Genomic DNA, 26,091 nt, shown 5'->3' on the forward strand with positions numbered 1-26,091 from the left:
CTAAGCTTCAGGGCAGGCAATAGCGGTATCGGGCGACTCTCGCGGAACAATCGCCGCCATGTGCAATCAGTACAGCGTAATTATCAAAAGGAGAGGCGCATGCTTATTCGGTCGTTGACCTTCGCTACCTTGCTGGCCATTGCCGGCCCGTTGTTCGCTGCCGATGGCGACTCACCCCTGGTGGCGGAGGTGGGCAAGGCCCGGCCCGTGATTGTCATTGCGCCCAGCTCTGTCGATCCTGCGTGGGTCAGCCTGAAGAAAGCCTTGGACGAGCCGGCGGGCAAGCAGGGTTTCTCGGAGCGCAACATGGTGCTTTATACCGTGCTCAATACCATCGGCCAGCGTGATGGCAAGGACCTCGACCCGCAAAGCACCATGGCGCTGATCCGTTCCCTCAAGCTGGGAGCGGGAGCGCAGACCAAGATCATCCTGGTGGGCAAGGATGGGGAAAAGAAGCTTGAACATTCCGGCGCGATCGAACTGAAGGCGCTGTTCGATACCGTCGACAAGCTGCCCGAGACGGAAAAACAAGCCACGGCGCCCACCCCACCGCCAGCGCCGGAACCCGAGCCGGCCAAGGACACCAAAGGCGTCAAGCCGGGCAAGGCGACCAAGCCTGCGGCTGCGCCGAAGCCGTTGGATGATTGATTCCTGAAGGCGATGAGTCCCCTTGTGGTGAGGGGATTTATCCCCGCTGGCTGCGAAAAGCAGCCCTATGCTTCTTCCTGGCTCATCGCCTGACAGCTTTGGGGCCGCTTCGCGACCCAGCGGGAGCAAGCTCCCTCGCCACAAAAGCAGCTCATCGCGCTTCTAATGCCAGCAGGATCTGGTGTGCGGCTCTCACCCGTGCTTCAATCGGGTAGTTCTTGTTCGCCAAGATCACGATCCCCAAGTCCTCTCCAGCGACGAACGCTGCGTATGCGCCGAAACCGTTGGTCGACCCTGTCTTGTTGATCCAGGCGCCGTCGGGGGCCGGGAGCGGTGGGGTGAGCGGCTCGGCCTTTTGCGGCGTCAGGGCCATTTGTGGGGTGTTGCCGGCGAGCAAGCCATCGAGGGTGAGCGGAGGTAGGTAGAACTCCCAGCCCAGCCCCTGGTGCATCCTTCCAACCTTGTAGAAACCTGTCTGTGTCGTAGCAATGGCTTGCTGCAGATCCGCGTCCAGTTTCCCGGGCTGCAGATTGACCTCGACAAACCGGATCAGGTCCGCTGAGCTGATCTTCACCCCGTAGGCTTCGGAGGCCAGCGCGCCAGGCCCGACCCGCACAGGCTTGCCATCCTTGGCATAACCTTGGGCGTAGGTTCCCATTTGATCTTGTGGCACGTGTACGTAGCTGTGCTTGAGGCCCAGCCCCGGCATCAGCGTCTGTTCCATCACCTCATCAAACGGTCGACCCAGGCTGCGGGCCGCCAGGAAGCCGAACAGGCCGATGCTCGGGTTCGAATAGAGCCGCTGGGTGCCGGCCGGGTAGAGCGGTTTCCAGGATTTGTAGTAGCCGAACATCCGGTCGGGATGGTCGGCATCGTCGGGAAACTGCAATGGCAGGCCGCCCGCGCTATAGGTGGCGAGATCGAGCAGGCGGGCGTTTTCAAGGGCACTGCCGCGCAGTTCGGGGGCGTAGCGACCGGCGAGGTCCGACAGCTGCAGTTTGCCCTGGGCCTGGGCGTAGGCGCCGAGGGTCGCGGTAAACGTCTTGCTGATCGAGCCGACTTCGAACAGGGTCTGCTCGGTGACGGCTTTTCTGGTGTCTTTGGAGGCAACGCCATAATTGAAGAACCGGCGCTGGCCGTTGTGCGTGATCGCCACGGCCATGCCCGCGATGTCCTGCTCTTTCATCAAGGGTTGGATAACGGCATTGACCGTGTCTTCAATGCGCTCCTGGGCGAAGCCCGGGGTCGTCCCGCAGGCCAGGACAAAAGTCCCGGCGAGTATCGATTTGGCAATGTGCATCTGGACCGCTCTCGTTAGCCTTCCTTGAGGGCGGTCAATCTAGGACGTTTTCCGCTGTCGGGCAATCCGAGGCGATCGAGTAGAGGGCCAGGTTCAGAGTGGTCCCACAAGGATGCGGGAGCATTCCTACAAAAAAGCCCGGCGGCCTGACGCGACCGGCCTCAAGCCGAACCACACAAAGCGGCGGCCGCCGGGTAAACTCGCGGCTCTTTCCAAAGGAGTTCCCATGAGTTACTACCAGCCCGGCATTCTCGCCACCCCTGTTCCGCCTCAGGCCCGTCATCTGTTTTTTGCCCTGGAATCGGTCGAGGCGCTGCCGGCTGCGATCGACAAGCTGTTGTTGCAACTGGATGGCCGCGTGGTAGTCGGCTTTGGCGAGTCGCTGGTCCAGGCGTTGGGCGCCAAGGTCGAGGGCTTGCGCGCGTTCCCGGCGCTGGCGGGCGTCGGCGTGGACAACCCTTCGACCCAGCACGCGCTCTGGTGCTGGCTGCACGGCGAGGACCGGGGCGAACTGATGCACCGCAGTCGCGCCATCGAAGCGGCATTGGCGCCGGCACTGCGTCTGGTGCAGATGAACGAAACCTTTCGGCACATGACCGGCCACGACCTGACCGGCTACGAAGATGGCACCGAAAACCCTCACGACGAAGCGGCCGTGGCCGCCGCCCTGGCCCAGGGCAACGACGGGCTGCGCGGTGGCAGTTTTGCTGCGATCCAGCAATGGCAGCATGACCTGGACGGTTTCGCCGCGATGCACCCCCATGAGCGAGACAACATCATGGGCCGGCGCCTGAGCGATAACGAAGAGCTCGAAGATGCGCCTGAGTCGGCCCACGTCAAGCGCACGGCCCAGGAAAGCTTTGCTCCGGAGGCTTTTGTCGTACGCCGTTCCATGCCCTGGATCGAAGGTGACCGCGCTGGCCTGATGTTCCTGGCGTTCGGTTTTTCCCTGGACGCCTTCGAGGCGCAATTGCGGCGCATGAGCGGTCTGGAGGACGGTATTACCGATGGCCTGTATCGCATGAGCCGGCCGATTACCGGTGGTTACTACTGGTGCCCGCCGCAGCTGGACGGGCGCCTGGACCTGCGGGCTCTCGCCCGCTAAGCAGCGTCCCGCCCCGGCAGGCCGGTCGCGTTGTGCAAATCGTCGAGTCAACGCTATCCTTGGGCCCGACGTATTTGCCTGGAAACGGGAGAGCAAGCGTGGATAAAGTCATCGTCATCACCGGTGGCGGGCGTGGGATCGGGGCGGCCACGGCGTTGTTGGCGGCCGACCTGGGCTATCGGATCTGCATCAACTACCAGTCGGATGAAAACGCTGCCCAGGATGTGCTCGCCCAGATCCGTGCCAAGGGCGCGCAGGCCATTGCGGTGCGGGCCGACGTGAGCATCGAGGACGAAGTGGTCGGCCTGTTCAACCGCGTGGATACCGAGCTGGGCCGTGTCACCGCCCTGGTGAACAACGCCGGTACGGTTGCCCACAAGTCCCGACTCGATGAAATGTCCGAGTTCCGCATGCTCAAGATCCTGAAGACCAACGTGCTCGGGCCGATGTTGTGCGCCAAGCAGGCGGTGCTGCGCATGTCACCCCGGCATGGCGGGCAGGGCGGCAGCATCGTCAACGTTTCCTCGGTTGCCGCGCGCTTGGGCGCACCGGGTGAGTATGTCGACTACGCGGCCTCCAAGGGCGCGTTGGACACCTTCACGGTCGGCCTTTCCAAGGAGGTCGCCGGCGAAGGTATTCGCGTCAATGCGGTCCGCCCGGGCTACATCTACACCGATTTCCATGCCCTCAGCGGCGATCCGGAGCGGGTCAGCAAGCTGGAATCGGCGATCCCCATGGCCCGGGGCGGACGGCCGGACGAAGTGGCCGAGGCGATTATCTGGCTGCTGTCGGACAAGGCTTCGTATGCGACCGGGACGTTTGTGGAGCTGGGGGGCGGGCGCTGATCTCAGTTTCTTCTTGTCTGTGCCGGCCTCTTCGCGAGCAGGCTCGCTCCCACATCGGGTCTCTTTTTGGCACATATTTCAGGTGTGCAGCAAAATCCAGTGTGGGAGCGAGCCTGCTCGCGAAGGCAATCCCAAAGGCGAAATCGCACTCAGAACGATCGAATAATCCGCCCCAACGTCTCCATGGCCTTTTCCGACACATCGGTCCAGGGCCCGCCATAGTTCAGGCGAATACAGTTCCTGAAGCGCCGCGTCGCTGAAAAGATCGGCCCCGGTGCGATGCTGATGCCTTGCGCCAGGGCCATCTGGAACAGTTTCAGCGAATCGATCTGCTCCGGCAGCTCCAGCCATAAGAAGTAACCACCCGCCGGCTGGCTCACCCGAGTCTGCGCCGGAAAATACCGGGCTATGGCGGCGAGCATGGCGCTTTGCTGTTCTTCCAGGGCGTAGCGCAACTTGCGCAGGTGCCGGTCGTAGCCTCCATGTTGCAGGTAATCGGCGATCGCGGCCTGGGCCGGCATCGAGGCGCACAGGGAGGTCATCAACTTGAGTCGTTCGATCTTGCGAGCGTAGCGCCCGGCCGCGACCCAGCCGATGCGGTAACCCGGGGCCAGGCTCTTGGCGAATGAGCCGCAGTGCATCACCAGGCCTTCGGTGTCGAACGCTTTCGCCGGCTTGGGTGCCTGCTGGCCGTAGTAGAGTTCGGCATAGACATCATCCTCGATCAACGGCACCTGGTAGCGACGCAACAGTTCGACCAAGGCCTGTTTGCGCGCTTCGGGCATGGTCGCGCCAATCGGGTTCTGGAAGCTGGTCATGCACCAGCAGGCCTTGACCGGATGGCGCGCCAGCGTCTGTTCCAGCACGTCGAGATCAATGCCGTCGCGTGGGTGGACGGGGATTTCCACCGCCTTGAGTTTCAGCCGTTCGAGCACTTGCAGGCTGGCATAGAACGCGGGCGCCTCGATTGCCACCAGGTCGCCCGGCTCGGTCACGGCTTGCAGGCACAGGTTCAATGCCTCCAGGGCGCCGTTGGTGACGAGCAGTTCCTCCATGGGCAGCATCAGCCCGCCGACCATATAGCGCAGGGCGATCTGGCGGCGCAGTTGAGGGTTACCCGGTGACATGTCGGTGACCACTACGCGCGGATCCATGTCCCGCGTGGCGCTGGACAACGAGCGGGACAGGCGTTGCAGGGGAAACAGCGTCGGGCTGGGGAATGCCGAGCCGAACGGTACGGTCGTCGGATCCTTGATCGAGTCGAGCACCGAAAATACCAGTTCGCTGACGTCGACCTCGGTGGACTCGTGGACCTGGCTGCTGGCGACCGGCTCGCAGAACGGGCTCGGCGCGTGATGATTGACGAAGTAGCCGGAGCGCGGCCGGGCGCGGATCAGGCCACGTCGCTCCAGCAGGTAATAGGCCTGGAACACGGTGGACGGACTGACGCCGTAGGTCTGGCTGGCGTAGCGCACCGACGGCACCCGTTGGCCGGGCCCGAGCATGCCGGAGCGGATCAGTTCGGCGATATCGTCGGCAAATTTTTCGTAGCGTTTCATGGCAGGCCCGGTTTGGAATAACGCGTGGTTCGCGCTTTTAAGTGTGGGAGCGAGCTTGCTCGCGATGAGGCCGGCACATTCAACGCTGAGGCCGTCTGGCGGTCCGCCATCGCGAGCACGCTCGCTCCCCACAAAAGCAAGGCATCTTACGGCTTCACCGATTCATCGGTGCCACAAAACGGCTTTTTGCTTGGCTGTAAATGTCGGGCTCATCACTGTCGGCGACCTTGAACGTCAGTTCCTGCGAGCCTTTGTCCGGCCGTTCGTTGAGCATCGCCACCGACACCGGCACGTCGACGATTTCTCCCGGTGCCAGGCTCAGCTGCGTCCTGCCTTGCAGGACGAAACCAGCGCCGTCCACCAGCGATAATTGGTACGCCTGGCGTTGCTGGGTCTTGTTGATGATCTTCAGGCTGTAGATGTTTTCGATCTGGCCTTGGCTGTTCTCACGGAACAGGCCACGGTCCTTGCTCACATCCAGCGACACCATTGGCCGCTCCACCAGTGCCAGGGCCAGCGCAGCGATCATGACCATCAGTACCGCCGTGTAGCCGACCAGCCGTGGTCGCAGCAGGTGAGTCTTGCCGCCTTGCAACTGACGTTCGGAGGTGTATTTGATCAGGCCACGGGCGTAGCCCATCTTGTCCATGATCGAATCACAGGCGTCGATGCAGGCCGCGCAGCCGATGCACTCCATTTGCAGACCGTCGCGAATATCGATGCCGGTCGGGCAGACCTGTACGCACATCTGGCAGTCAATGCAGTCGCCCAACCCGATGTTGGCCGGGACCGCATCGCGTTTGCGCGGTCCGCGAATTTCGCCACGGGCCGCGTCGTAAGAAATAGTCAGTGTGTCTTTATCGAACATCACGCTCTGGAACCGCGCATAAGGACACATGTGCATGCACACGGCTTCGCGCAGCCAGCCGGCATTGAGGTAGGTCGCCCCGGTGAAAAAAAGTACCCAGAACAGGCTGACGCCAGCCAGCTGCAGGGTCAGCAGTTCTTCCGCCAGCGGCCGGATCGGGGTGAAGTAGCCTACAAACGTCAGGCCAGTGAGCAGGCTGATGGCCAGCCACAACGTATGTTTGGCCGAGCGTCGCAGCATTTTGTTCACACCCCACGGCGCGGCTTGCAGCTTGATCCGCTGGTTGCGCTCACCTTCGGTGATCTTCTCGACCCACATGAAGATCCACGTCCATGAGCTCTGGGGGCAGGTGTATCCGCACCACACACGGCCGGCAAATACGGTGATCGCAAACAGGCCGAACGCGGCAATGATCAACAACGCCGACAGCAGGATGAAGTCCTGGGGCCAGAAGGTCGCGCCGAAAATGTGGAATTTGCTTTCGGAAAGATCCCAGAGCACTGCCTGGCGACCGTTCCAGTCCAGCCACACCGTGCCGAAGAACAGCAGGAACAGGACGCCGGCACCGCTGATGCGCAGGGTACGAAACAAACCGCTGAAGCTACGGGTGTGGATCAGGTTGTCGGTAGTCCTGGCCCTGATCCTCGTGGGCGCGGGGTCGAAGGTCTGTATCAACTGGGCGGGGATTCTTTCGCTCATGGTCGGTCGCTCATCAGCCGCTATCTGGCCGGAGCACTATGACCATCGAACTGTTTGCATAACAGACTCAGGTAACGGGATAAAAACCGGATCAGATACCGTGCGGCCCCGGCCCTGCGACACTTTGCTGCACCCCAGCGATGACCGAACAACACTCTGTGGCAAGGGGGCAAGCTCCCTTGCCACAGAGGGTTCAAACCACCGAGTCGCTATCAGTCGCCTTGAGGTTTTGCCGTCCGTCAGCCGCCCCGGCCACGGTCAGCGCATCCACTTCCGCCTCGGTCAGGTAGACCCGCCCGCCATTAAGCTCCACGGCTGACATGGCCTTGTCTGGGTCGGTGATGATCGTCAGTTCGCTCGCGGGCCGCTGCTCCTGGCCTTTGGGGGTGTCGAAGTAACAGATCTGGTGATCGATGCGCACAGCCATGGTGATACTCCTTCCTTCAATGTCTGAACGTTAGGTGTCATGCCACCAGCAGGGTTCGTTGCGGCTGATCAGCGGTCGGTCGCACGTCTCGCATCGCTTGTGGTCCATCATTTATCGAGTGAAGAGAGGAAGGTCCATGGAATCCTGGTGGGATGAAGTCTGGATAACCCTGCAAGCTGAATTCGCCGACATCACCGATACCGAGCAGATGACACGGGTGACGGTACGCCTGGTGATGGCTGCACTGCTGGGAGGCATCCTGGGATTCGAGCGTGAGCACAAGGGCAAGGCCGCCGGCGTGCGCACCCATATGCTGGTGGCGCTGGGCGCTGCGCTGTTCGTGCTGGTGCCGCAGATGTCCGGTTCCCAGGCCGACGCGATGAGCCGGGTGATCCAAGGCGTCGTCGCCGGCATTGGCTTCCTCGGCGCCGGCACCATCCTGAAAAACGACAATGGCGACGAAAGCCACGTAAAAGGCCTGACCACCGCCGCCGGCCTGTGGATGACCGCCGCCATCGGCGTTGCCGCCGGATTGGGCCGCGAAGCGACAGCGGTGCTCAGTACGGTGCTGGCGCTGGCGATTTTCAGTGTGATGCCGATGATTGTTCGCGCGTTGGAGAAAAACGAAAAGTTGTAACCATTCGCCCGGACGGGGCATGGAATCCTGTGGGAGCGAGCCTGCTCGCGAAGGCGGAGTAATCAGCACCACCTATGCTGACTGGCACGGCGCTTTCGCGAGCAGGCTCGCTCCCACAGGTTTATCACTGATCTGTCGAATCAAGCCCGCTCTGGCGGCGCCTCGCTCGGCGGATCGCCCAATGGCGGTTGCGGGTCCAGCGGTGGGTCTTTCTCTGGAATCGGTTCGGGATCCGGACCGGGTGGCGGCAGGGTCGGGTCGTCGATGTTCGGATCGGGTGTTTCGGCCGGGATGGGAATGGTCATTCGATCGGGCCTCCGGGGCGGATGTGGCTTGAGTCGTGCTTGTCTGGTTGACCATGGCCCGACGGGTTTGATTCCCCGCTGCCGACCAGTAAATCGCGCTGAACTTTTGGTCGCCGGTCCGGTTCGGAGCTTAAGTGAGTTAAATCAGGGACCCATTGGGCCTTTACCGCCACAAGCGCGTCCATGGGGCGTAGAAGGAGCGATGCTCGATGACTGCCGAACAGCCGACTGACCTGGTGTACAACCCGCATCTGCCGTTGTCCCAGGCCTTGTTATTGCCACGTATTGCGATTGAAAACACCATGCCGGTGATCGATGGCGGACAGTTTGCCGCCAAGGCCCTGGCCGGACGGGACGTGACGGTGACCAGCAAGGTGTTTGCCGATGGCCACGATAAGTTGGCTGTGCGGATCCGCTGGCGTGCGCTGGAAGACGATATCTGGAACAGCGAAGTGATGACCGAGCTGGGCAACAACAGCTGGCGCGGTCAATTTAATGTACCGGCCGTCGGCCGCTACGTGTTTTGCATCGAGGCCTGGTTCGATCAGTTCGCCAGCTTCCGCTACGAACTGGAAAAGAAATTCGCCGCCGGGGTCCCCATCAGCCTGGAGCTGCAGGAGGGTCGCAATCATGTGCAACAGGCTGCCGAGCGCAGCGATGGCGAATTGAGCGAACAGCTGGCCGCGTTGCACCACCAGCTTTCGAGCCTGTTGCCGGAAGAACAGGTCGCCTTGTTCCTTGAACCGCGCAGTGCGGACCTGATGTCGCTGGCCGACCATCGGCCTTACCTGAGCATCAGTCCCGAATATCCGCTTGACGTGGAACGCGAACGGGCCGAGTTCGCCAGTTGGTATGAACTGTTCCCCCGTTCGATCACTGATGATGCCAGCCGCCACGGCACCTTCAACGACGTGCATTCGCGCCTGGCGGTGATCCAGGACATGGGTTTCGACGTGCTGTACTTCCCGCCGATCCACCCGATCGGCCGTAGTTTCCGCAAAGGTCCGAACAACTCCCTGACCGCCGGTCCCGACGATCCGGGCAGCCCTTACGCCATTGGCAGCGAGGAGGGCGGGCACGAGGCGATTCACCCGCAGTTGGGCACGCGCGAGGATTTCCGCCGTCTGGTGGCCGCCGCAGCCGATCACGGCCTGGAGATCGCCCTCGACTTCGCCATCCAGTGTTCCCAGGACCACCCCTGGCTCAAGCAGCATCCGGGCTGGTTCAGCTGGCGGCCGGACGGCACGATCAAATACGCGGAGAACCCGCCGAAAAAATACCAGGACATCGTCAACGTCGATTTCTATGCCGCCGATGCGATTCCGAGCCTGTGGACCGAGCTGCGCGACATTGTGGTGGGCTGGGTCAACGAGGGCGTGAAGATATTCCGCGTCGACAATCCTCACACCAAGCCGTTGCCGTTCTGGCAGTGGCTGATCGCCGATGTGCGCGCGCAGTACCCCGACGTGATGTTCCTGGCGGAAGCCTTCACCACGCCGGCGATGATGGCGCGGCTCGGCAAGGTCGGTTATTCCCAGAGCTACACCTACTTCACCTGGCGCAACACCAAGGCCGAACTGGCGACCTATTTCACCGAGCTCAATGAGTCGCCCTTGCGCGAATGCTACCGGCCGAATTTTTTCGTCAATACACCGGATATCAACCCGGCGTTCCTTCACGAGTCGGGGCGCGCCGGTTTTCTCATTCGCGCCGCGCTGGCGACCATGGGGTCGGGCCTGTGGGGCATGTATTCGGGCTTCGAGCTTTGCGAATCGGCAGCGGTGCCAGGCAAGGAGGAGTACCTCGATTCGGAGAAGTACGAAATCCGGCCACGGGATTTCACTGCGCCCGGCAACATCATCGCCGAGATCGCCCAGCTCAACCGTATTCGCCGCCAGAACCCGGCGCTGCATACGCACCTGGGCCTGAAGATCTAAAACGCCTGGAACGACAACATCCTGTACTTCGGCAAGCGCACGCCGGATGGCAGCAACTTCATCCTGGTGGCGGTGAGCCTCGATCCGCACAACGTCCAGGAAGCCAATTTCGAATTACCGTTGTGGGAAATGGGCCTGCCGGACGATGCCCAGACCCAGGGCGAGGATTTGATGAACGGCCACCGCTGGACCTGGTACGGCAAGTACCAGTTCATGCGGATCGACCCGGCATACCAGCCGTTCGGGATCTGGCGGATCAGCGTGGGGTGAGGCGTAAGCGATTTCAGTGATCGCTCTTGTGGCGAGGGAGCTGCTCCCGCTTGACCGGGCTGGCGCTCCAGTGCGAAGCGCTCATCGCCTTTTTTTGGGGCCGCTACGCAGCCCAGCGGGAGCAAGCTCCCTCGCCACGTAGATATCGCCAGCCAGCCCAACGGTTCTATCGAATTTTCAGGAGTTGCAAATGGCCAAGAAACCCCGGTCTGCCACCTTTATCAACGACCCGCTCTGGTACAAGGACGCGGTGATCTATCAGGTCCACGTCAAATCCTATTTCGACTCCAACAACGACGGGATCGGCGACTTTCCCGGGCTGATCGAGAAGCTCGACTACATCGCCGACCTGGGCGTCAACACCATCTGGCTGCTGCCGTTCTACCCTTCGCCCCGGCGCGATGACGGTTATGACATCGCCGAATACCGTGGCGTCAGCCCCGACTACGGCACCATGGCCGATGCGCGGCGCTTCATCGCCGAGGCCCACAAGCGCAACCTGCGGGTCATCACCGAGCTGGTCATCAACCACACCTCGGACCAGCATCCCTGGTTCCAGCGCGCGCGCAAGGCCAAGAAGGGCTCGAAAGCGCGGGATTTCTACGTCTGGTCGGATGACGACCACAAGTACGACGGCACGCGGATCATTTTCCTCGATACCGAGAAGTCCAACTGGACCTGGGATCCGGTGGCCGGCCAGTACTTCTGGCACCGCTTCTATTCCCACCAGCCGGACCTCAACTTCGACAACCCGCAGGTCATCAAGGCCGTGCTGTCGGTGATGCGTTACTGGCTCGACATGGGCATCGATGGCCTGCGTCTGGACGCGATTCCGTACCTGATCGAGCGCGACGGCACCAACAATGAGAACCTGCCCGAGACCCATGACGTCCTCAAGCTGATCCGTGCCGAGATCGACGCCAATTACCCCGACCGCATGCTGCTGGCCGAGGCCAACCAGTGGCCGGAAGACACCCAGCTGTATTTTGGCGATGTCGACGCCCAAGGCCTCAATGGCGACGAATGTCACATGGCGTTCCACTTCCCGTTGATGCCGCGCATGTACATGGCGCTGGCCCAGGAAGATCGTTTCCCCATCACCGACATCCTGCGCCAGACGCCGGAAATCCCGGCCAATTGCCAATGGGCGATTTTCTTGCGCAACCACGATGAGCTGACCCTGGAAATGGTCACCGACAAGGAACGCGACTACCTGTGGAACTACTACGCGGCCGATCGCCGGGCGCGGATCAACCTGGGCATTCGCCGGCGCCTGGCGCCGCTGATGGAGCGCGACCGTCGCCGCGTGGAATTGCTCAACAGTTTGCTGCTGTCGATGCCCGGTACGCCGACTTTGTACTACGGCGATGAAATCGGCATGGGCGACAACATCTACCTCGGTGACCGCGATGGCGTGCGCACGCCGATGCAGTGGTCGATCGACCGCAACGGCGGTTTTTCCCGCGCCGACCCGGCGAGCCTGGTGCTGCCGCCAATCATGGATCCGCAGTACGGCTACCTCTCGGTGAACGTCGAGACCCAGGCCGGCGACCCGCATTCGCTGCTCAACTGGACCCGTCGGATGCTCGCGGTGCGCAAGCAGTCCAAGGCCTTCGGCCGGGGCACGCTGAAGATGCTGTCGCCGAGCAACCGCCGGATCCTTGCCTACACCCGTGAATACACCGGCCCGGATGGCAAGCATGAAATCATCCTCTGCGTCGCCAACGTTTCACGTAGCGCCCAGGCGGCGGAGCTGGACCTGTCGGCCTATGCCGGCATGGTCCCGGTGGAAATGCTCGGGGGTAATGCCTTCCCGCCCATCGGCCAGTTGAATTTCCTCCTGACCCTGGCGCCGTACGGCTTCTATTGGTTCGCCCTGGCGGCGGAAAACCAGATGCCGAGCTGGCATGTGGAACCTGCCCAGAGCCTACCGGACTTCACCACGCTGGTACTGAAAAAGCGCTTGGAAGAATTGCTTGAGGCGCCGTCACGCACGACGTTGGAGCAGAGCATTCTGCCAAGCTGGCTGCAGAACCGTCGCTGGTTCGCCGGCAAGGACAGCGCCATCGAGAAAGTCGACATCGTCTATGGCGTGCGCTTCGGTGATCCGCAACGGCCTGTGCTGTTGAGCGAAATCGACGTGACCAGCGCCGGTCAGACGCTGCGCTATCAACTGCCATTCGGTCTGTTGGCCGAGGACCAGGTGGGCGCGGCGCTGCCGCAGCAACTGGCCTTGTCGCGGGTTCGCCGGGGGCGTCAGGTCGGGCTGATTACCGATGCGTTCACCCTGGAGAGCTTCGTGCGAGCCGTGATGCAAGGCATCCAGGCCAGCACCGTATTGCCGTGCGCCGATGGCGAGTTGCGGTTTGAACCCACCGCAGGCCTGGCGGCGCTGAACCTTGGCGCCGAGCCGGAAGTGCGCTACCTGTCCGCCGAGCAGTCCAACAGTTCGGTGGTGGTCGGCGGCAGCCTGGTGCTCAAGCTGATCCGCAAGGTTGCGTCGGGCGTGCATCCGGAACTGGAGATGAGTGCTTACCTGACCGCTGCCGGCTTCAGCAATATTTCGCCGCTGCTGGGTTCGGTGATTCGCCGCGACGCCCAGGGCGAGGATGCGCTGCTGATGATCGCCCAGGGTTACCTGAGCAATCAGGGTGATGCGTGGGAATGGACCCAGAACAACCTCGAGCGCGCCTTGCGCGACGAACTGGCGGACGCGGTGTCCGAACAGGAACAGCACTACAACGCCCTGGGTGAGCTGAAGGACTTCGCCGGCATGCTCGGCCAGCGCCTGGGGGAAATGCACAAGGTGCTTGCCCAGCCCACCGACAACACGGACTTCGCGCCGCAGGCCACCAGCGCCAAAGAGGCCCAGGCGATCGGCAAGGATGTCGTCGCCCAGGTGGAAAACGCCTTGCGTCTGCTCAAGCAGAACCAGGGGCAATTGAACCCGGCGGACCAAGCCATGGTCGCACGCTTGCTGGAACACAGGAAAACCGTGCTGGCCCATGTCCAGGAGCTGGCCGGCAAGGCCGCCGGTGGCTTGCGTATCCGGGTGCATGGCGACCTGCACCTGGGGCAGGTGCTGGTGATCAAGGGCGACGCCTACCTGATCGACTTCGAGGGTGAGCCGGCGCGGCCGTTGCATGAGCGGCGTGGCAAGCACAGCCCGTACAAAGACGTCAGCGGTGTGCTGCGTTCCTTCGATTACGCGGCAGCGATGGCGGTCCAACTGCACACCGTGGACACCACGGCCGACGCCGATGCGGCGCGCAAACGGGTCGCCGAGCGCTATTTGATTGAGGCCCGCCAGGCATTTGTCGAGGCGTATCGGCTGGCGGCAGCTAGTCTTGCCCATGAATGGAAGGATGCTGAAGGCGAGGACGCCGCGCTGGCGTTGTTCGGCCTGGAGAAGGCGGCCTATGAAGTGGCTTATGAAGCCGAGAATCGCCCCGCCTGGCTGCCCGTGCCGTTGCACGGTCTGTACGGGCTGTTGAGTGGGCTGCAACCCTTTTCCGATTTAGCCGGACCGATTTAGTGGAGAGAATCATGAGCGTCTCGAACAAGGAAACCCAGGGGCAGGCCAAAGAGGCATTGTTGCCGGCCCCCCATGACATCGACGCGCTGGTGCGCGCCGAACACCATGACCCGTTCTCGATCCTGGGCCCGCATGGCGACGGGGCGGGCGGGCAATTCATTCGCGCGTATCTGCCCGGTGCGTTGAGCGTGCATGTGCTGGCCCGTGACGGCGGCGAACAGCTGGGCGAGTTGCAGGCCACCGAAACGCCGGGCCTGTTCGTCGGCCATTTCGACCGCGCACAGCCGTACCTGCTGCGCACCCGTTGGGCGGGCGGCGAGCAGGTTGCCGAAGATCCCTACAGCTTCGGCCCGCTGCTGGGGGAAATGGATCTTTACCTGTTCGCCGAGGGCAATCACCGCGACCTCAGCGCGTGCCTCGGTGCGCAACTGAAGACGGTCGATGGCATCGACGGTGTGCGCTTCGCGGTCTGGGCGCCGAACGCGCGCCGGGTGTCGGTGGTGGGCGACTTCAACGTCTGGGACGGGCGCCGGCATCCAATGCGCATCCGTTATCCGTCCGGCGTGTGGGAGATATTCATCCCGCGGCTGGGTCCGGGTGAAGGCTACAAATACGAAATCCTCGGCGCCCACGGCATCCTGCCGCTCAAGGCCGACCCGGTGGCCCTGGCCACCCAGATGCCCCCGGATACGGCATCCAAGGTCGCCGCGCCGTTGAAAATCGAGTGGCAAGACGACGAGTGGATGCAAAGCCGCCGCGAGCGCCAGCTACCCGGCGCGCCGCTGTCGATCTACGAGTTGCACGCCGGTTCCTGGCAGTGCGAAATCGACGAGGCGGGGGAGGTTTCCCGGCAGTACAACTGGCATGAAATGGCCGAGCGGCTGATTCCCTACGTCAAGGACCTGGGCTTCACCCACATCGAACTGATGCCAATCATGGAACACCCGTTTGGCGGCTCGTGGGGCTATCAACCGCTGTCGCAATTTGCCCCGACCGCACGTTTCGGTTCGCCCGATGACTTCGCCGCGTTCGTCAACGCCTGCCACCAGGCAAATATCGGCGTGATCCTCGACTGGGTGCCAGCGCATTTCCCGACCGATACCCACGGCCTGGCTCAATTCGACGGGACCGCGCTGTATGAATACGGCAACCCGCTGGAAGGCTTCCACCAGGATTGGGACACGCTGATCTACAACCTCGGGCGCACCGAAGTCCATGGGTTCATGCTGGCCTCGGCGTTGCATTGGCTCAAGCATTTCCACGTCGACGGCCTGCGGGTCGATGCGGTGGCCTCGATGCTCTATCGCGACTATTCGCGCAAGGCCGGCGAGTGGGTGCCCAATCGCCACGGCGGACGGGAGAACCTCGAGGCCATCGATTTCCTGCGCCACCTCAACGACGTGGTTGCACTGGAGACGCCCGGCGCGCTGGTGATTGCCGAGGAGTCCACGGCGTGGCCGGGTGTCAGCCAGAGCACGCAGCAAGGCGGCCTGGGTTTCGCCTACAAATGGAACATGGGCTGGATGCACGATTCGCTGCATTACATCCAGCAGGACCCGGTGTACCGTGCTCATCACCACAATGAATTGAGCTTTGGCCTGGTTTACGCCTGGTCCGAGCGTTTTGTCTTGCCGATTTCCCATGACGAAGTGGTCCACGGCAAACGCTCGCTGATCGACAAGATGCCCGGTGACCGCTGGCAGAAATTCGCCAACCTGCGCGCCTACCTGAGCTTCATGTGGGGCCATCCCGGCAAGAAACTGTTGTTCATGGGCTGCGAGTTTGGCCAATGGCGCGAGTGGAACCACGACCAGCAATTGGACTGGTACCTGCTGCAATACCCCGAGCACCGGGGCGTGCAGAAGCTGGTGAGCGACCTGAACCGGCTCTATCGCGAAGAACCGGCGCTGCACGACCAGGACGATGCGCCGCAAGGCTTCCAATGGCTGATTGGGGACGACGCAGTCAACAGCGTCTATGCGTGGTTGCGCTGGAGCAAGGATGGCCGGCCGGTGCTGGTGGTCGCCAACTTCACGCCGGTGCCGCGCGAGGCGTATCGGGTCGGCGTGCCGTTTGGCGGACGCTGGGTGGAATTGCTCAACAGCGACGCCGACACCTATGCCGGTTCCAACTATGGCAATGGCGGCGGCGCCTCCACCGAGGCGATCCCCAGCCATGGCCAGGCGCTGTCGCTGGAACTGAACCTGCCGCCGCTGGCAGTGCTGATCCTGCGACCGGAGGGGTAGGCCCGGATTCATTTGGATCACATTGATCCAATGTGGGAGCGAGCTTGCTCGCGATGGCGGTCAATCAGTCACAAAAGTGCTGACAGACACTCCGCTATCGCGAGCAGGCTCGCTCCCACAGTGCTGAGCTAAAAGTCCTCAGCCTCTCAGCGAACCAGGCACGGCTGCTTGTTGTTGAACGTCCAGCCCGGGATCAGATACTGCATCGCCACCGAATCATCCCGCGCCCCGAGTCCCATGCCTTTGTACAACTCATGAGCCTTGGCCAACTGGTCCATGTCCAGCTCGATCCCCAGCCCCGGTTTCTTCGGCACCTGCACGCAGCCACCGCGGATCTGCAAGGGCGCCTTGGTCAGCCGTTGGCCGTCCTGCCAGATCCAGTGAGTGTCGATCGCGGTGATGTCGCCCGGCGCGGCGGCCGCGACGTGGGTAAACATCGCCAGGGAAATATCGAAGTGGTTGTTGGAGTGAGAGCCCCAGGTCAGGCCCCATTCATTGCACATTTGCGCCACCCGCACCGAACCCTGCATCGTCCAGAAATGTGGGTCCGCCAAGGGAATGTCGACCGACTGCAACGTAATCGCGTGTCCCATTTCGCGCCAGTCGGTGGCGATCATGTTGGTGGCGGTCTTGAGGCCCGTGGCGCGACGGAATTCGGCCATGACTTCACGACCCGAATAACCATTCTCGGCACCGCAAGGGTCTTCGGCATAGGCCAGCACCTTGTGCTGGTCACGGCACAGGCGGATGGCCTCCTTGAGTGACCAGGCGCCGTTCGGGTCCAGGGTGATGCGTGCCTGGGGGAAACGCTCGGCCAAGGCCGTCACCGCTTCGATCTCTTCATCGCCCCTGAGCACGCCGCCCTTGAGCTTGAAATCCTCGAAGCCATAGTGCGCGTGGGCCGCCTCGGCCAGACGCACCACCGCGTCAGCATCCAGGGCTTTTTCGTGGCGCACGCGGAACCAGTCGGTTTCAGCCTGCGGTTCGCTGCGGTAGGGCAGGTCGGTTTGCTGGCGATCACCGACGTAGAACAGATAACCCAGCATCTTTACTTCATCGCGCTGCTGGCCTTCGCCAAGCAGGGCGGCGACCGGCACATCCAGGTGCTGGCCGAGCAGGTCGAGCAACGCCGCTTCCAGGCCGGTGACGGCGTGGATGGTGATACGCAGGTCGAAGGTCTGCAGGCCGCGACCGCCGGCATCACGATCGGCAAAGGCCTGGCGTACGCTGTTGAGGATTTTCTGGTAGGTGCCGATGGGGCTGCCGACCACCAGTGAGCGAGCATCTTCGAGGGTCTGGCGAATGCGCTCGCCGCCGGGCACTTCGCCCACGCCAGTATGCCCGGCGTTGTCCTTGAGAATCACGATGTTGCGGGTGAAAAACGGGCCATGGGCACCGCTGAGGTTGAGCAACATGCCGTCGTGACCAGCCACGGGCACGACTTGCATGCTGGTGATGATCGGGGCTTTGCTGGTTTCTGGAGTAGTCATCGTGTACGGATCCTTGAGTTATTGTTGTGGTCAGGCGTGACTGGTAGCCGGGTCGGTGGAAGGCTTGAGGGTTTTCGGCTTGGGCGTATTGCGCGCGGCAAACACGATGATCGCGGCAATGATCGATGTGGCCGCCAAGCCATAGAGCCCGCCCTGGATCGAGCCGGTGTGCTGCTCAAGCAGGCCGAAAGTAGTCGGGGCGACGAACCCTCCGAGGTTGCCCACCGAGTTGATCAGCGCGATGACGCCGGCGGCGATCCGGGCGTCCAGGTAGGCCTGGGGGATCGGCCAGAACAGCGAGGAGGCAGACTTGAAACCCAGGGCCGCGAAGCAGATCGCAACGAAGGCGAAGATCGGCCCGCCAGTGGTGGACATGAACATGCCTGCCGCAGCGATCAACAGGGCAGCGGCAACCCAGGCCTGCTGGAACTTCCATTTGGCCGACAGCGAGGCGAAGGCGTACATGCCGACGATCGACAGCAACCAGGGAATCGAATTGAACAGCCCGACCTGAAGGTCACTGAGCTCGCCCATCTTCTTGATGATGCTCGGCAACCAGAAGGTCGCCGCGTAGATCGTCAGTTGGATAAAGAAATAGATCAGGCAGAACAGGATGATCTGGCGGTCCTTGAGCAATTGGCCAATCGACAGTTTGATCGGCGTCGCCGCTTCACGGGCCGCCTGTTCATCGTCGATGGCCTTGACGAGCGCGTCCTGCTCGTCGCGGCTGAGCCACTTGGCGTCGTGAGGCTTGGAGTCCAGCCAGAACCAGACGAACACACACAGGCAGACCGAAAACATCCCCTCGATGAAGTACATCCACTGCCAGCCGTGCATGCCCAGGCCGTTGATCTGCAGGAGCAGCCCCGACAGCGGGCCGGAGATCAGCGAAGCGATCGCCGAGCCGCTGAGGAAAATCGCGATGGCCTTGCCGCGCTCGACGCCGGGCAGCCAACGGGTGAAGTAATAGATCACGCCGGGAAAGAAACCGGCTTCGGCCACACCCAGCAGGAAACGCAGGATGTAGAAGTGGGTTTCGTTCTGGATAAAGGCCATGCCTGCCGCCACCAAGCCCCAGGTGAGCATGATGCGGGTCAGCCAGATACGGGCGCCGATGCGTTGCAGGAGGATGTTGGACGGGACTTCGAACAGCGCGTAGCCGATGAAGAACAGGCCGGCGCCAAAACCATAGGCGGCCGCGCCGATGCCCAGGTCGTGCTCCATATGGGAGCGGACGAAGCCGATGTTCACACGGTCGATGTAGTTGACGATGAACATGATGACGAACAGCGACAGGATGTGGCGCTTGACCTTGGATATAGCTGAGGACAGCACCGGATCCGCGCCGGCATCTGCCTTGAGGCTGGATGAGTTCACTGGATTTTCTCCCACTCGTTATTTTTATGCGGGGCATCGTGCAGGTGTCGATGTTGATAGACATCATACAAGTTGATTTTTTTGTCTGACAAGCAGTTTTTGAGCACGATTGGATTGGATGTGGTCGATCCTTATGCCGTGTTTGTTGGGTTTTGTGAGAATGTGGCCGGATTGGCCAGGCGTTTGGGCACCCTATGCCTAGTGAGCTTTCCGGGATTAAACCAGCGTTATATTGGCTGTTGTCATACAAGTTTGCCTGCATCCGCAAACAACTCCGACGCGGCGGGTGGTAGGATCGACGAGCCTGTTTTCAAGGAACCCGTGGCACATGCAGCAAGACACTCAAACGCCTCTGCGCAAGCGCACCCACAACCTGGCCCATGACCTGGTGGCGAAGTTGAGCCAGAGCATCCTGCTGGGGCAGTTGAAGCCCGGAGAGAAACTGCCGTCGGAGGGTGCCTTCGTGCGCGAGCATGGGGTCAGCCGCACGGTGGTGCGCGAGGCGATTTCCAAGTTGCAGGCCTCGGGACTGGTGGAGACGCGCCATGGTATCGGCACTTTTGTACTGGAGCAGACGGGAGAGCAGGGGCTGAGGCTCAACGTCGATACCGCTGCGGGCGTGCGCGGGATTCTCGAATTGCGCCTGGGCCTGGAAACCCAGGCTGCGGCGCTGGCGGCCCAGCGTCGCAGTGAGGAACAATTGCAGCAGATGCGCCAGGCGCTGGACGACTATCAGCGCTTGCTCAACAACAACGACAGCTGCGTCGAGGCTGACCGGCGTTTTCATTTGCTGATTGCCGAAGCCACGGACAACAGCTGTTTTGTCGAGATCATGCAGCACCTGGGCAGTGCGATGATCCCCCGCACCCGGGTGAACATGGCCGAACGCGGCCAGGCGGACCTGGGCAAGCTGGCGCAGTTTGCGAACCTGGAGCACGAGGCGATTTTCAACGCCATCAAGCGCCAGGACCCCGACGCCGCCCGCGCCGCCATGTGGCTGCACCTGACCAACAGCCGCGACCGGTTTGGCGCAGGGACCTGAAGGATCCGCGTCGCCTGGTTTGTCGCCTTCGCGAGCAGGCTCGCTCCCACATGGATCCTGGCTGTTATCGAGTTCCGCAGCTGTCACAGAACCTGTGTGGGAGCGAGCCCGCTCGCGAAGAGGCCGGCACATTCAGCATCAATGCAAACTGACCCACCGCCTTCGCGAGCAAGCTCGCTCCCACATTCGATCGCAGGCGCTGCCGAATTCGGCGCCGTGGCGAATCCCCCGTGGCGAGGGAGCTTGCTCCCGCTGGCCTGCGCAGCAGGCCCTTTGCGTTCCTGCAGTCGGATCGCATCAGCCGGTTTTGCGACTGCTGCGCAGTCGAGCGGGAGCAAGCTCCCTCGCCACAGGGCCGGTGCAGGCAAAAAAAACCGGCGCAACCAAAGTTGCGCCGGTCTGCTGCCAGTGGTCACGCGGATATCGTGGGTCCGCGCAGCCACCGTTGTGCCTGTTGCCGGTTACGCCCGTTCCAGCGCGAGAGCCACGCCCTGGCCGCCGCCGATGCACAGTGTCGCGAGGCCTTTCCTGGCGTCGCGCTTGATCATTTCATGCAACAGCGTCACCAGCACCCGGCACCCCGATGCCCCGATCGGGTGGCCCAGGGCGATGGCGCCGCCGTTGACGTTGACCTTGTCCATGTCCCATTGCAGTTCCTTGGCGACGGCCAGGGATTGGGCGGCGAAGGCTTCGTTGGCTTCGATCAGGTCAAGTTGATCCAGCGACCAGCCGGCCTTGTCCAGGCAGCGGCGGGTGGCCGAAACCGGGCCGATGCCCATGATGGCCGGGTCGACACCGGCGTTGGCGTAGGCACTGATTTTCGCCAATACCGGCAAGCCCAGCGCCTGGGCTTTTTCCGCGCTCATCAGGATCACGGCGGCGGCGCCATCGTTCAGCGAGGACGCATTGCCCGCGGTGACGCTGCCGTCTTTCTTGAAGGCCGGCTTGAGCTTGCCCAAGGATTCAGCGGTAGTACCGGCGCGGGGCTGTTCGTCAGTAGCAAAGGCCACCGGATCGCCCTTGCGCTGGGGAATCAGGATCGGCGTGATCTCATCGGCGAAACGCCCGCCTTCGATGGCGGCGACGGCTTTCTGTTGGGACGCCGCGGCGAAAGCATCCTGCGCCTCGCGGCTGATGCCGTATTTGTCCACCAGGTTCTCGGCGGTGATGCCCATGTGGTAATCGTTGAACGCGTCCCACAGGCCGTCGGTGATCATGCTGTCGATCATCTTCGCGTGACCCATGCGCAAACCGGTGCGGGCCGCTGGCAACACATACGGGGCCAGGCTCATGTTCTCCATGCCGCCGGCGATGATGACTTCGGCATCGCCGCAGCGAATCGCCTGGGCGCCCAGGTGCAGCGCCTTGAGACCCGAGCCGCAGACCTTGTTCAGGGTCAGTGCTGGCACGGCATGGGGCAGGCCGGCAAGGATCGACGCCTGGCGCGCCGGGTTCTGTCCGGAACCTGCGGTCAATACCTGGCCGAGGATCACTTCATCGACCTGCTCGCCGGACAGGCCGGTCTGTTCCAGCAGACGACGGATCACCGCGGCGCCAAGTTCCGGCGCGGGAATGGCAGCCAGCGAACCCTGGAAGCTGCCGATGGCGGTACGGGTAGCGGCGACAATCACGACTTCTTGCATCGAATCTCTCCTCACTGGGCAGCGAACTGCATTTCAGGTACGTGGTCCGGCACGATCAGCTTGCCGGCGGTCTTGGCGACGATTTCCTCGACGCTGACGCCTGGGGCACGTTCCTTGAGAATAAAGGCGCCGTCCTGGATTTCCAGGTAGGCGAGGTCGGTCAGCACGCGCTTGATGCAACCGGCGCCGGTCAGCGGCAGGCTGCAGCGCGGCAGCAGTTTCGACTCACCGTCCTTGGACGCATGAGTCATGGTGACGATGATGTTCTCGGCACCGGCCACCAGGTCCATCGCGCCGCCCATGCCCTTGACCAGCTTGCCGGGAATCATCCACGACGCGATGTTGCCCTCGACGTCGACTTCGAACGCGCCGAGCACGGTCAGGTCGATGTGGCCGCCACGGATCATGGCGAAGGATTCGGCCGAAGAAAAGATCGAAGCGCCGATGCGCGCGGTGACCGTCTGTTTGCCGGCGTTGATCATGTCCGCGTCGACTTCGGCTTCGGTGGGGAATGCGCCCATGCCGAGCAAGCCGTTTTCCGATTGCAGCATGACTTCCATGCCTTCGGGAATGTAGTTGGCGACCAGGGTCGGGATGCCGATGCCGAGGTTCACGTAGTAGCCGTCCTGCATTTCGCGGGCGACGCGCTGAGCCATTTGTTCGCGGGAAAGTGCCATGGTGTTATTCCTTCATTCGGGCCGGGGGCAGGGGATCACTTACGCACGGTGCGCTGTTCGATGCGCTTTTCGAACGTGCCGCAAATGACCCGGTCGACGTAGATGCCGGGCGTATGGATGTGCGCCGGGTCCAACTCGCCGGGCTCGACGATTTCCTCGACTTCGACCACGGTGATCTTGCCCGCCGTGGCGGCCAGCGGATTGAAGTTCTGCGCGGTGTGGCGATAGACCACGTTGCCGAAATGGTCGGCCTTCCAGCCTTTGACGATGGCGAAGTCGCCGGTGATGGATTCTTCCATCAGGTACTGGCGGCCATGGAACTCACGCACTTCCTTGCCTTCAGCCACGGGCGTGCCGACACCGGTGGCGGTGAAGAAGGCCGGGATGCCCGCGCCACCCGCACGCATTTTTTCCGCGAGGGTGCCTTGGGGGGTGAGCACGACTTCGATTTCACCGCTCAGCAATTGCTGCTCGAACAGGGCGTTTTCGCCCACGTAGGAGGCCACCACTTTGCGGATCTGCCGGTCCACCAGCAGCACGCCGAGGCCGAAACCGTCGACGCCGCAGTTGTTGGAAACCACGGTGAGATCGCGGGTGCCCTTGCGCTTGATCTCGGCGATCAGGTTTTCCGGGATACCGCACAGGCCGAAGCCGCCAGCAATGACAGTCATGCCGTCCTTCAAGCCCTCAAGCGCTTCCTCATAGGAGCTCACGCGTTTGTCGAAACCTGCCATAGACACCTCTTTTATTCTTGAGTGGGGTCGCAATGAAATGCAGTGTTGCGCCAAGTCATATATTTGTTAAGTTGATTTTTGCGTGTGATTGATTGATAAAACTCAATAGTTGCTGCCCTTCGCTTGCAGCTTGAAACTCACTGCTTGCCGCCGGGAGCGCAGCGACCATGACCCTCAAGCAAATCCGCGCCTTCCTTGCCGTGGCCCAGAGCCTGAGCTTCGCCGTCGCCGGCGAGCGGCTGCATCTGTCCCAATCGGCCCTGAGCCTGACGATCAAGGCCCTGGAAGAAGGGCTGGGTGGCCGCCTGTTCAGTCGTAACACTCGTAACGTGGCGTTGACGCCCGAAGGTGAATCGCTGCTGCCACTGGCACGCCGCTTGGTGGCCGACTGGGAAAACGCCGAGGATGAAATGCGCCAGCGCTTCACCTTGCAGCGCGGCCGCGTGACGCTGGCGGCGATGCCCTCGTTTGCCGGCAACCTGCTGCCGCCGATCCTCAAGACCTTCCGCGCCCGGTTCCCGAATGTCAACGTCACGGTCAACGACGTGATCAACGAGCAGGTGCTGGAAATGGTCCGCGATCGTCACGTAGAGCTGGGCGTTGCGTTCGAGCCGATGCAAAGTTCATCGCTGGCGTTCACGCCGTTGTACCTGGATCGTTTCGTCGCGGTGGTGCCGCTGGATTCGCCCTTGGCCCAGCTCGGCGAGATACGTTGGCAAATGCTGCTGGAGCAGCCGTTCATCACCTTGCAACGACCCTCGACGGTACGGGTGATGCTCGAAGAGCATCTGCAGGCTCGCGGCCTGAAATTGCCGGTCGAGTTTGAAAGCCATCAATTGGCGACTGTCGGACGGATGGTTGCCAGCGGCCTGGGCGTGAGCGCCGTGCCTGCCCTGTGTGTCGGCCAGATGCACGAGCTGGGCGCCCGCTGCATCACCCTCAGCGATCCGGTCATAGAACGGGCCATTGGCGTGCTGACCAAGCCGGGTCATGAATTGTCGGCGGCGGCCCAGGCGATGTTCGATACGCTCAGGGGGCAGGATATGGGCATGCAGTTACCTTTGGCATAACCCAATCCCTGTGGGAGCGAGCTTGCTCGCGATAGCGGTGTGTCTGCCAACATTGATGCAACTGATCCAATGCTATCGCGAGCAAGCTCGCTCCCACAGTGGATGGCGGTGTTAGATCAGCAGTGGCAACAAGTCTTCGCAAGCCACTTCAACCTTCAAATCCAACAGCTCATCGGCGCGGGTCTTGCCGCGGTTGATCGCCAGCAGCGGCTTGCCCTGATCCTTGATCGCCCGGCACAGGCGAAAGGCCGAATACGCCATCAGCGATGAACCCACCACCAGCAATCCATCCGCCTGCCCGACAGCCTCGGTGGCGCGAGTCGCGGTGGTGGCGGCGACGTTTTCACCAAAGAACACCACGTCTGGTTTCAAGCGTTCGCCATCGCAATGCGGGCAGCGGGGGACTTGAAAGCGTGCCTCGAAGGCCGGGTCCAGCAAGGTATCGCCGTCGGGCGCTTGCACCGCATCGACACCGGCCAGGTACGGGTTCTGGTCCTCCATCAACAACTGGATCTGCTGCCGCTCGCTCGGCTGGCCGCAGTCCAGGCACAGCACCCGATGCAGGCTGCCGTGCAACTCGATGACATCGCGGCTGCCGGCCCGGTCATGCAAGGCGTCGACATTCTGGGTGATCAAGCCGCTGATGCGCGCCTGGCCCTGCAACGCCGCCAAGGCCTCATGGGCCTGGTTCGGCCGTGCCTGGCGCAAGCGTGGCCAGCCCAGCATCGCTCGCGCCCAGTAGCGCCGTCGCGCTTCGGGCCTGGCGAGGAACTCCTGGTACATCATCGGTTGCCTGCCCCGTCGCACACCGTCGCTGTCCCGGTAGTCGGGTATGCCGGACGGCGTGCTGATGCCCGCTCCGGTGAGCACCAGGAAGCGCCGCCCGGCCAGGTATTCCTGCAATTGTTCGACGGGGTCACGGTGAAGATCGTCGGGCATTGGTGTACTCCGCTGGCCTGGATTCCTTGAGGGTAGCATCGGCTTCGCCACGCGCCTTTCGTCGCCCGCCGAGAGTGATTGTTCAAACTTTCCCGACGCGCGAGACATCCACCTTATGTGCGGTATTTCAGCGCTCTCGCACTGCGGTGCGTCGATGAACACTGATTAAGGAGAAGGTAAATGGCAACCCCTAAAGAGAACCTGCTGGATTGGCTCAACGACGCTCATGCCATGGAACAGCAAGCGGAGAAAATGCTCAAGGCCCAGGCCGAGCGGCTGGAGCACTACCCCGTGCTCAAGGCGCGGATCGAACAGCACATCGAAGAGACGCTCGGCCAGCAGAAGCTGGTGGAACAATGCATCCAGCGCCTGGGCGGTAGCCCGTCGATGCTCAAGGACATGGCCGGCAAGCTGATGGCGTTCGGTCAAGCCATGGGTGGCATGGCGATGAGCGACGAAGTGGTCAAGGGCGCCATGAGTGGCTACGTCTTCGAGAACCTGGAAATTGCTTCGTACACGGTGCTGATCGAAGCGGCGAAAGTGGCCGGTGACGTGGAAACCCAAAAGGCCTGCGAGCAGATTCTGCCGCAGGAAATCGCCATGGCTGAATGGCTGCGCGATCACCTGCCGGAAATCACCCAGGCGTTCCTTGAGCGTTCGGCCAATCCGCATACCGAAGCCAAGCGCTGAGGTGCAATGTGAGGCGCGGACCGGCACGGTTCGGCCGCGCCAAACCTG

20 protein-coding genes and 1 pseudogene are annotated in these 26,091 nt (G+C 62.3%); 10 read left to right on the forward strand and 11 right to left on the reverse strand.

Annotation, left to right across the window (positions count from 1 at the left end):
- The first annotated feature begins 99 nt into the window (after positions 1 to 99).
- The gene (locus tag PSH78_RS10165) at positions 100 to 648 is read left to right on the forward strand and encodes a DUF4174 domain-containing protein (protein WP_305500201.1); all 549 of its coding nucleotides are present in this window, start codon (positions 100 to 102) and stop codon (positions 646 to 648) included.
- A 151-nt stretch (positions 649 to 799) separates the two neighbouring features.
- Here the strand turns inward: PSH78_RS10165 and ampC are convergent, their stop codons facing one another.
- Positions 800 to 1,948 carry a class C beta-lactamase gene (gene ampC / locus PSH78_RS10170; protein WP_305500203.1) on the reverse strand — a complete coding sequence of 383 codons (1,149 nt, stop codon included), beginning with the start codon at positions 1,946 to 1,948 and terminating at the stop codon, positions 800 to 802.
- A 226-nt stretch (positions 1,949 to 2,174) separates the two neighbouring features.
- Between ampC and PSH78_RS10175 the strand changes: the two genes are divergently transcribed.
- Together PSH78_RS10175 and PSH78_RS10180 are read left to right on the forward strand one after the other, a co-directional pair.
- Entirely contained in the window at positions 2,175 to 3,053 is an 879-nt protein-coding gene (locus PSH78_RS10175; protein WP_305500205.1) for a Dyp-type peroxidase, read from the forward strand.
- A gap of 98 nt (positions 3,054 to 3,151) precedes the next feature.
- A complete protein-coding gene (locus tag PSH78_RS10180) occupies positions 3,152 to 3,898 on the forward strand; it encodes an SDR family oxidoreductase (RefSeq protein WP_305500206.1) in 747 nt (248 codons plus the stop codon).
- A 149-nt stretch (positions 3,899 to 4,047) separates the two neighbouring features.
- On the opposite strand, the gene mapR is transcribed toward PSH78_RS10180, so the two are convergent.
- From mapR to PSH78_RS10195, 3 genes are all read right to left on the reverse strand, one after another.
- Entirely contained in the window at positions 4,048 to 5,457 is a 1,410-nt protein-coding gene (gene mapR, locus PSH78_RS10185; RefSeq protein ID WP_305500207.1) for a GntR family transcriptional regulator MpaR, read from the reverse strand.
- Between the two features lie 154 nt (positions 5,458 to 5,611).
- Positions 5,612 to 7,024 (reverse strand): cytochrome c oxidase accessory protein CcoG, encoded by a 1,413-nt coding sequence (gene ccoG, locus PSH78_RS10190; protein WP_305500208.1) that lies wholly within the window; start codon positions 7,022 to 7,024, stop codon positions 5,612 to 5,614.
- A 193-nt stretch (positions 7,025 to 7,217) separates the two neighbouring features.
- On the reverse strand, positions 7,218 to 7,451 hold the full coding sequence (locus tag PSH78_RS10195; protein WP_305500209.1) for a DUF3203 family protein: 234 nt from the start codon (positions 7,449 to 7,451) through the stop codon (positions 7,218 to 7,220).
- A 136-nt stretch (positions 7,452 to 7,587) separates the two neighbouring features.
- On the opposite strand from PSH78_RS10195, the gene PSH78_RS10200 reads away from it, so the two are divergent.
- Positions 7,588 to 8,088 carry an MgtC/SapB family protein gene (locus PSH78_RS10200; protein WP_305500210.1) on the forward strand — a complete coding sequence of 167 codons (501 nt, stop codon included), beginning with the start codon at positions 7,588 to 7,590 and terminating at the stop codon, positions 8,086 to 8,088.
- A 140-nt stretch (positions 8,089 to 8,228) separates the two neighbouring features.
- On the opposite strand, the gene PSH78_RS10205 is transcribed toward PSH78_RS10200, so the two are convergent.
- Positions 8,229 to 8,393, reverse strand: a complete 165-nt coding sequence (locus PSH78_RS10205; RefSeq protein WP_305500211.1) for a hypothetical protein — start codon at positions 8,391 to 8,393, stop codon at positions 8,229 to 8,231.
- A gap of 209 nt (positions 8,394 to 8,602) precedes the next feature.
- Here PSH78_RS10205 and PSH78_RS10210 point away from each other — a divergent pair.
- From PSH78_RS10210 to glgB, 3 genes and pseudogenes are all read left to right on the forward strand, one after another.
- A pseudogene (locus PSH78_RS10210) lies at positions 8,603 to 10,600 on the forward strand (alpha-1,4-glucan--maltose-1-phosphate maltosyltransferase).
- 190 nt (positions 10,601 to 10,790) lie between these two features.
- Positions 10,791 to 14,135, forward strand: a complete 3,345-nt coding sequence (treS, locus tag PSH78_RS10215) for a maltose alpha-D-glucosyltransferase (RefSeq protein ID WP_305500212.1) — start codon at positions 10,791 to 10,793, stop codon at positions 14,133 to 14,135.
- 11 nt (positions 14,136 to 14,146) lie between these two features.
- Positions 14,147 to 16,381 (forward strand): 1,4-alpha-glucan branching protein GlgB, encoded by a 2,235-nt coding sequence (gene glgB, locus PSH78_RS10220; RefSeq protein ID WP_305500213.1) that lies wholly within the window; start codon positions 14,147 to 14,149, stop codon positions 16,379 to 16,381.
- Positions 16,382 to 16,527: 146 nt separating this feature from the next.
- Here the strand turns inward: glgB and gudD are convergent, their stop codons facing one another.
- Both gudD and PSH78_RS10230 read right to left on the reverse strand, forming a co-directional pair.
- Positions 16,528 to 17,871 (reverse strand): glucarate dehydratase, encoded by a 1,344-nt coding sequence (gene gudD, locus PSH78_RS10225; RefSeq protein ID WP_305500215.1) that lies wholly within the window; start codon positions 17,869 to 17,871, stop codon positions 16,528 to 16,530.
- Positions 17,872 to 17,901: 30 nt separating this feature from the next.
- A complete protein-coding gene (locus tag PSH78_RS10230; protein WP_305500217.1) occupies positions 17,902 to 19,248 on the reverse strand; it encodes an MFS transporter in 1,347 nt (448 codons plus the stop codon).
- Between the two features lie 328 nt (positions 19,249 to 19,576).
- On the opposite strand from PSH78_RS10230, the gene PSH78_RS10235 reads away from it, so the two are divergent.
- A complete protein-coding gene (locus PSH78_RS10235; RefSeq protein ID WP_305500218.1) occupies positions 19,577 to 20,290 on the forward strand; it encodes a FadR/GntR family transcriptional regulator in 714 nt (237 codons plus the stop codon).
- A gap of 461 nt (positions 20,291 to 20,751) precedes the next feature.
- On the opposite strand, the gene PSH78_RS10240 is transcribed toward PSH78_RS10235, so the two are convergent.
- Genes PSH78_RS10240 through PSH78_RS10250 form a run of 3 tightly spaced genes read right to left on the reverse strand, consistent with a single transcriptional unit; the run spans position 20,752 to position 23,344 of the window.
- Complete coding sequence (locus tag PSH78_RS10240) at positions 20,752 to 21,933, reverse strand: acetyl-CoA C-acetyltransferase (RefSeq protein ID WP_305500220.1); 1,182 nt, start codon at positions 21,931 to 21,933, stop codon at positions 20,752 to 20,754.
- 11 nt (positions 21,934 to 21,944) lie between these two features.
- Positions 21,945 to 22,610, reverse strand: coding sequence for a CoA transferase subunit B (locus tag PSH78_RS10245; RefSeq protein WP_003180355.1), 666 nt, complete (start codon positions 22,608 to 22,610; stop codon positions 21,945 to 21,947).
- Between the two features lie 35 nt (positions 22,611 to 22,645).
- On the reverse strand, positions 22,646 to 23,344 hold the full coding sequence (locus PSH78_RS10250; RefSeq protein WP_305500221.1) for a CoA transferase subunit A: 699 nt from the start codon (positions 23,342 to 23,344) through the stop codon (positions 22,646 to 22,648).
- Between the two features lie 167 nt (positions 23,345 to 23,511).
- On the opposite strand from PSH78_RS10250, the gene PSH78_RS10255 reads away from it, so the two are divergent.
- Positions 23,512 to 24,414, forward strand: a complete 903-nt coding sequence (locus PSH78_RS10255) for a LysR family transcriptional regulator (RefSeq protein WP_305500223.1) — start codon at positions 23,512 to 23,514, stop codon at positions 24,412 to 24,414.
- 111 nt (positions 24,415 to 24,525) lie between these two features.
- On the opposite strand, the gene PSH78_RS10260 is transcribed toward PSH78_RS10255, so the two are convergent.
- On the reverse strand, positions 24,526 to 25,353 hold the full coding sequence (locus PSH78_RS10260) for an NAD-dependent protein deacetylase (RefSeq protein WP_305500224.1): 828 nt from the start codon (positions 25,351 to 25,353) through the stop codon (positions 24,526 to 24,528).
- 180 nt (positions 25,354 to 25,533) lie between these two features.
- Here PSH78_RS10260 and PSH78_RS10265 point away from each other — a divergent pair, with 180 nt between their 5' ends.
- Complete coding sequence (locus PSH78_RS10265) at positions 25,534 to 26,043, forward strand: ferritin-like domain-containing protein (RefSeq protein ID WP_305500226.1); 510 nt, start codon at positions 25,534 to 25,536, stop codon at positions 26,041 to 26,043.
- Positions 26,044 to 26,091: the final 48 nt, after the last annotated feature.

Origin of the sequence: Pseudomonas sp. FP198, from assembly GCF_030687895.1 — a bacterium.
Classification (GTDB): Bacteria; Pseudomonadota; Gammaproteobacteria; order Pseudomonadales; family Pseudomonadaceae; genus Aquipseudomonas.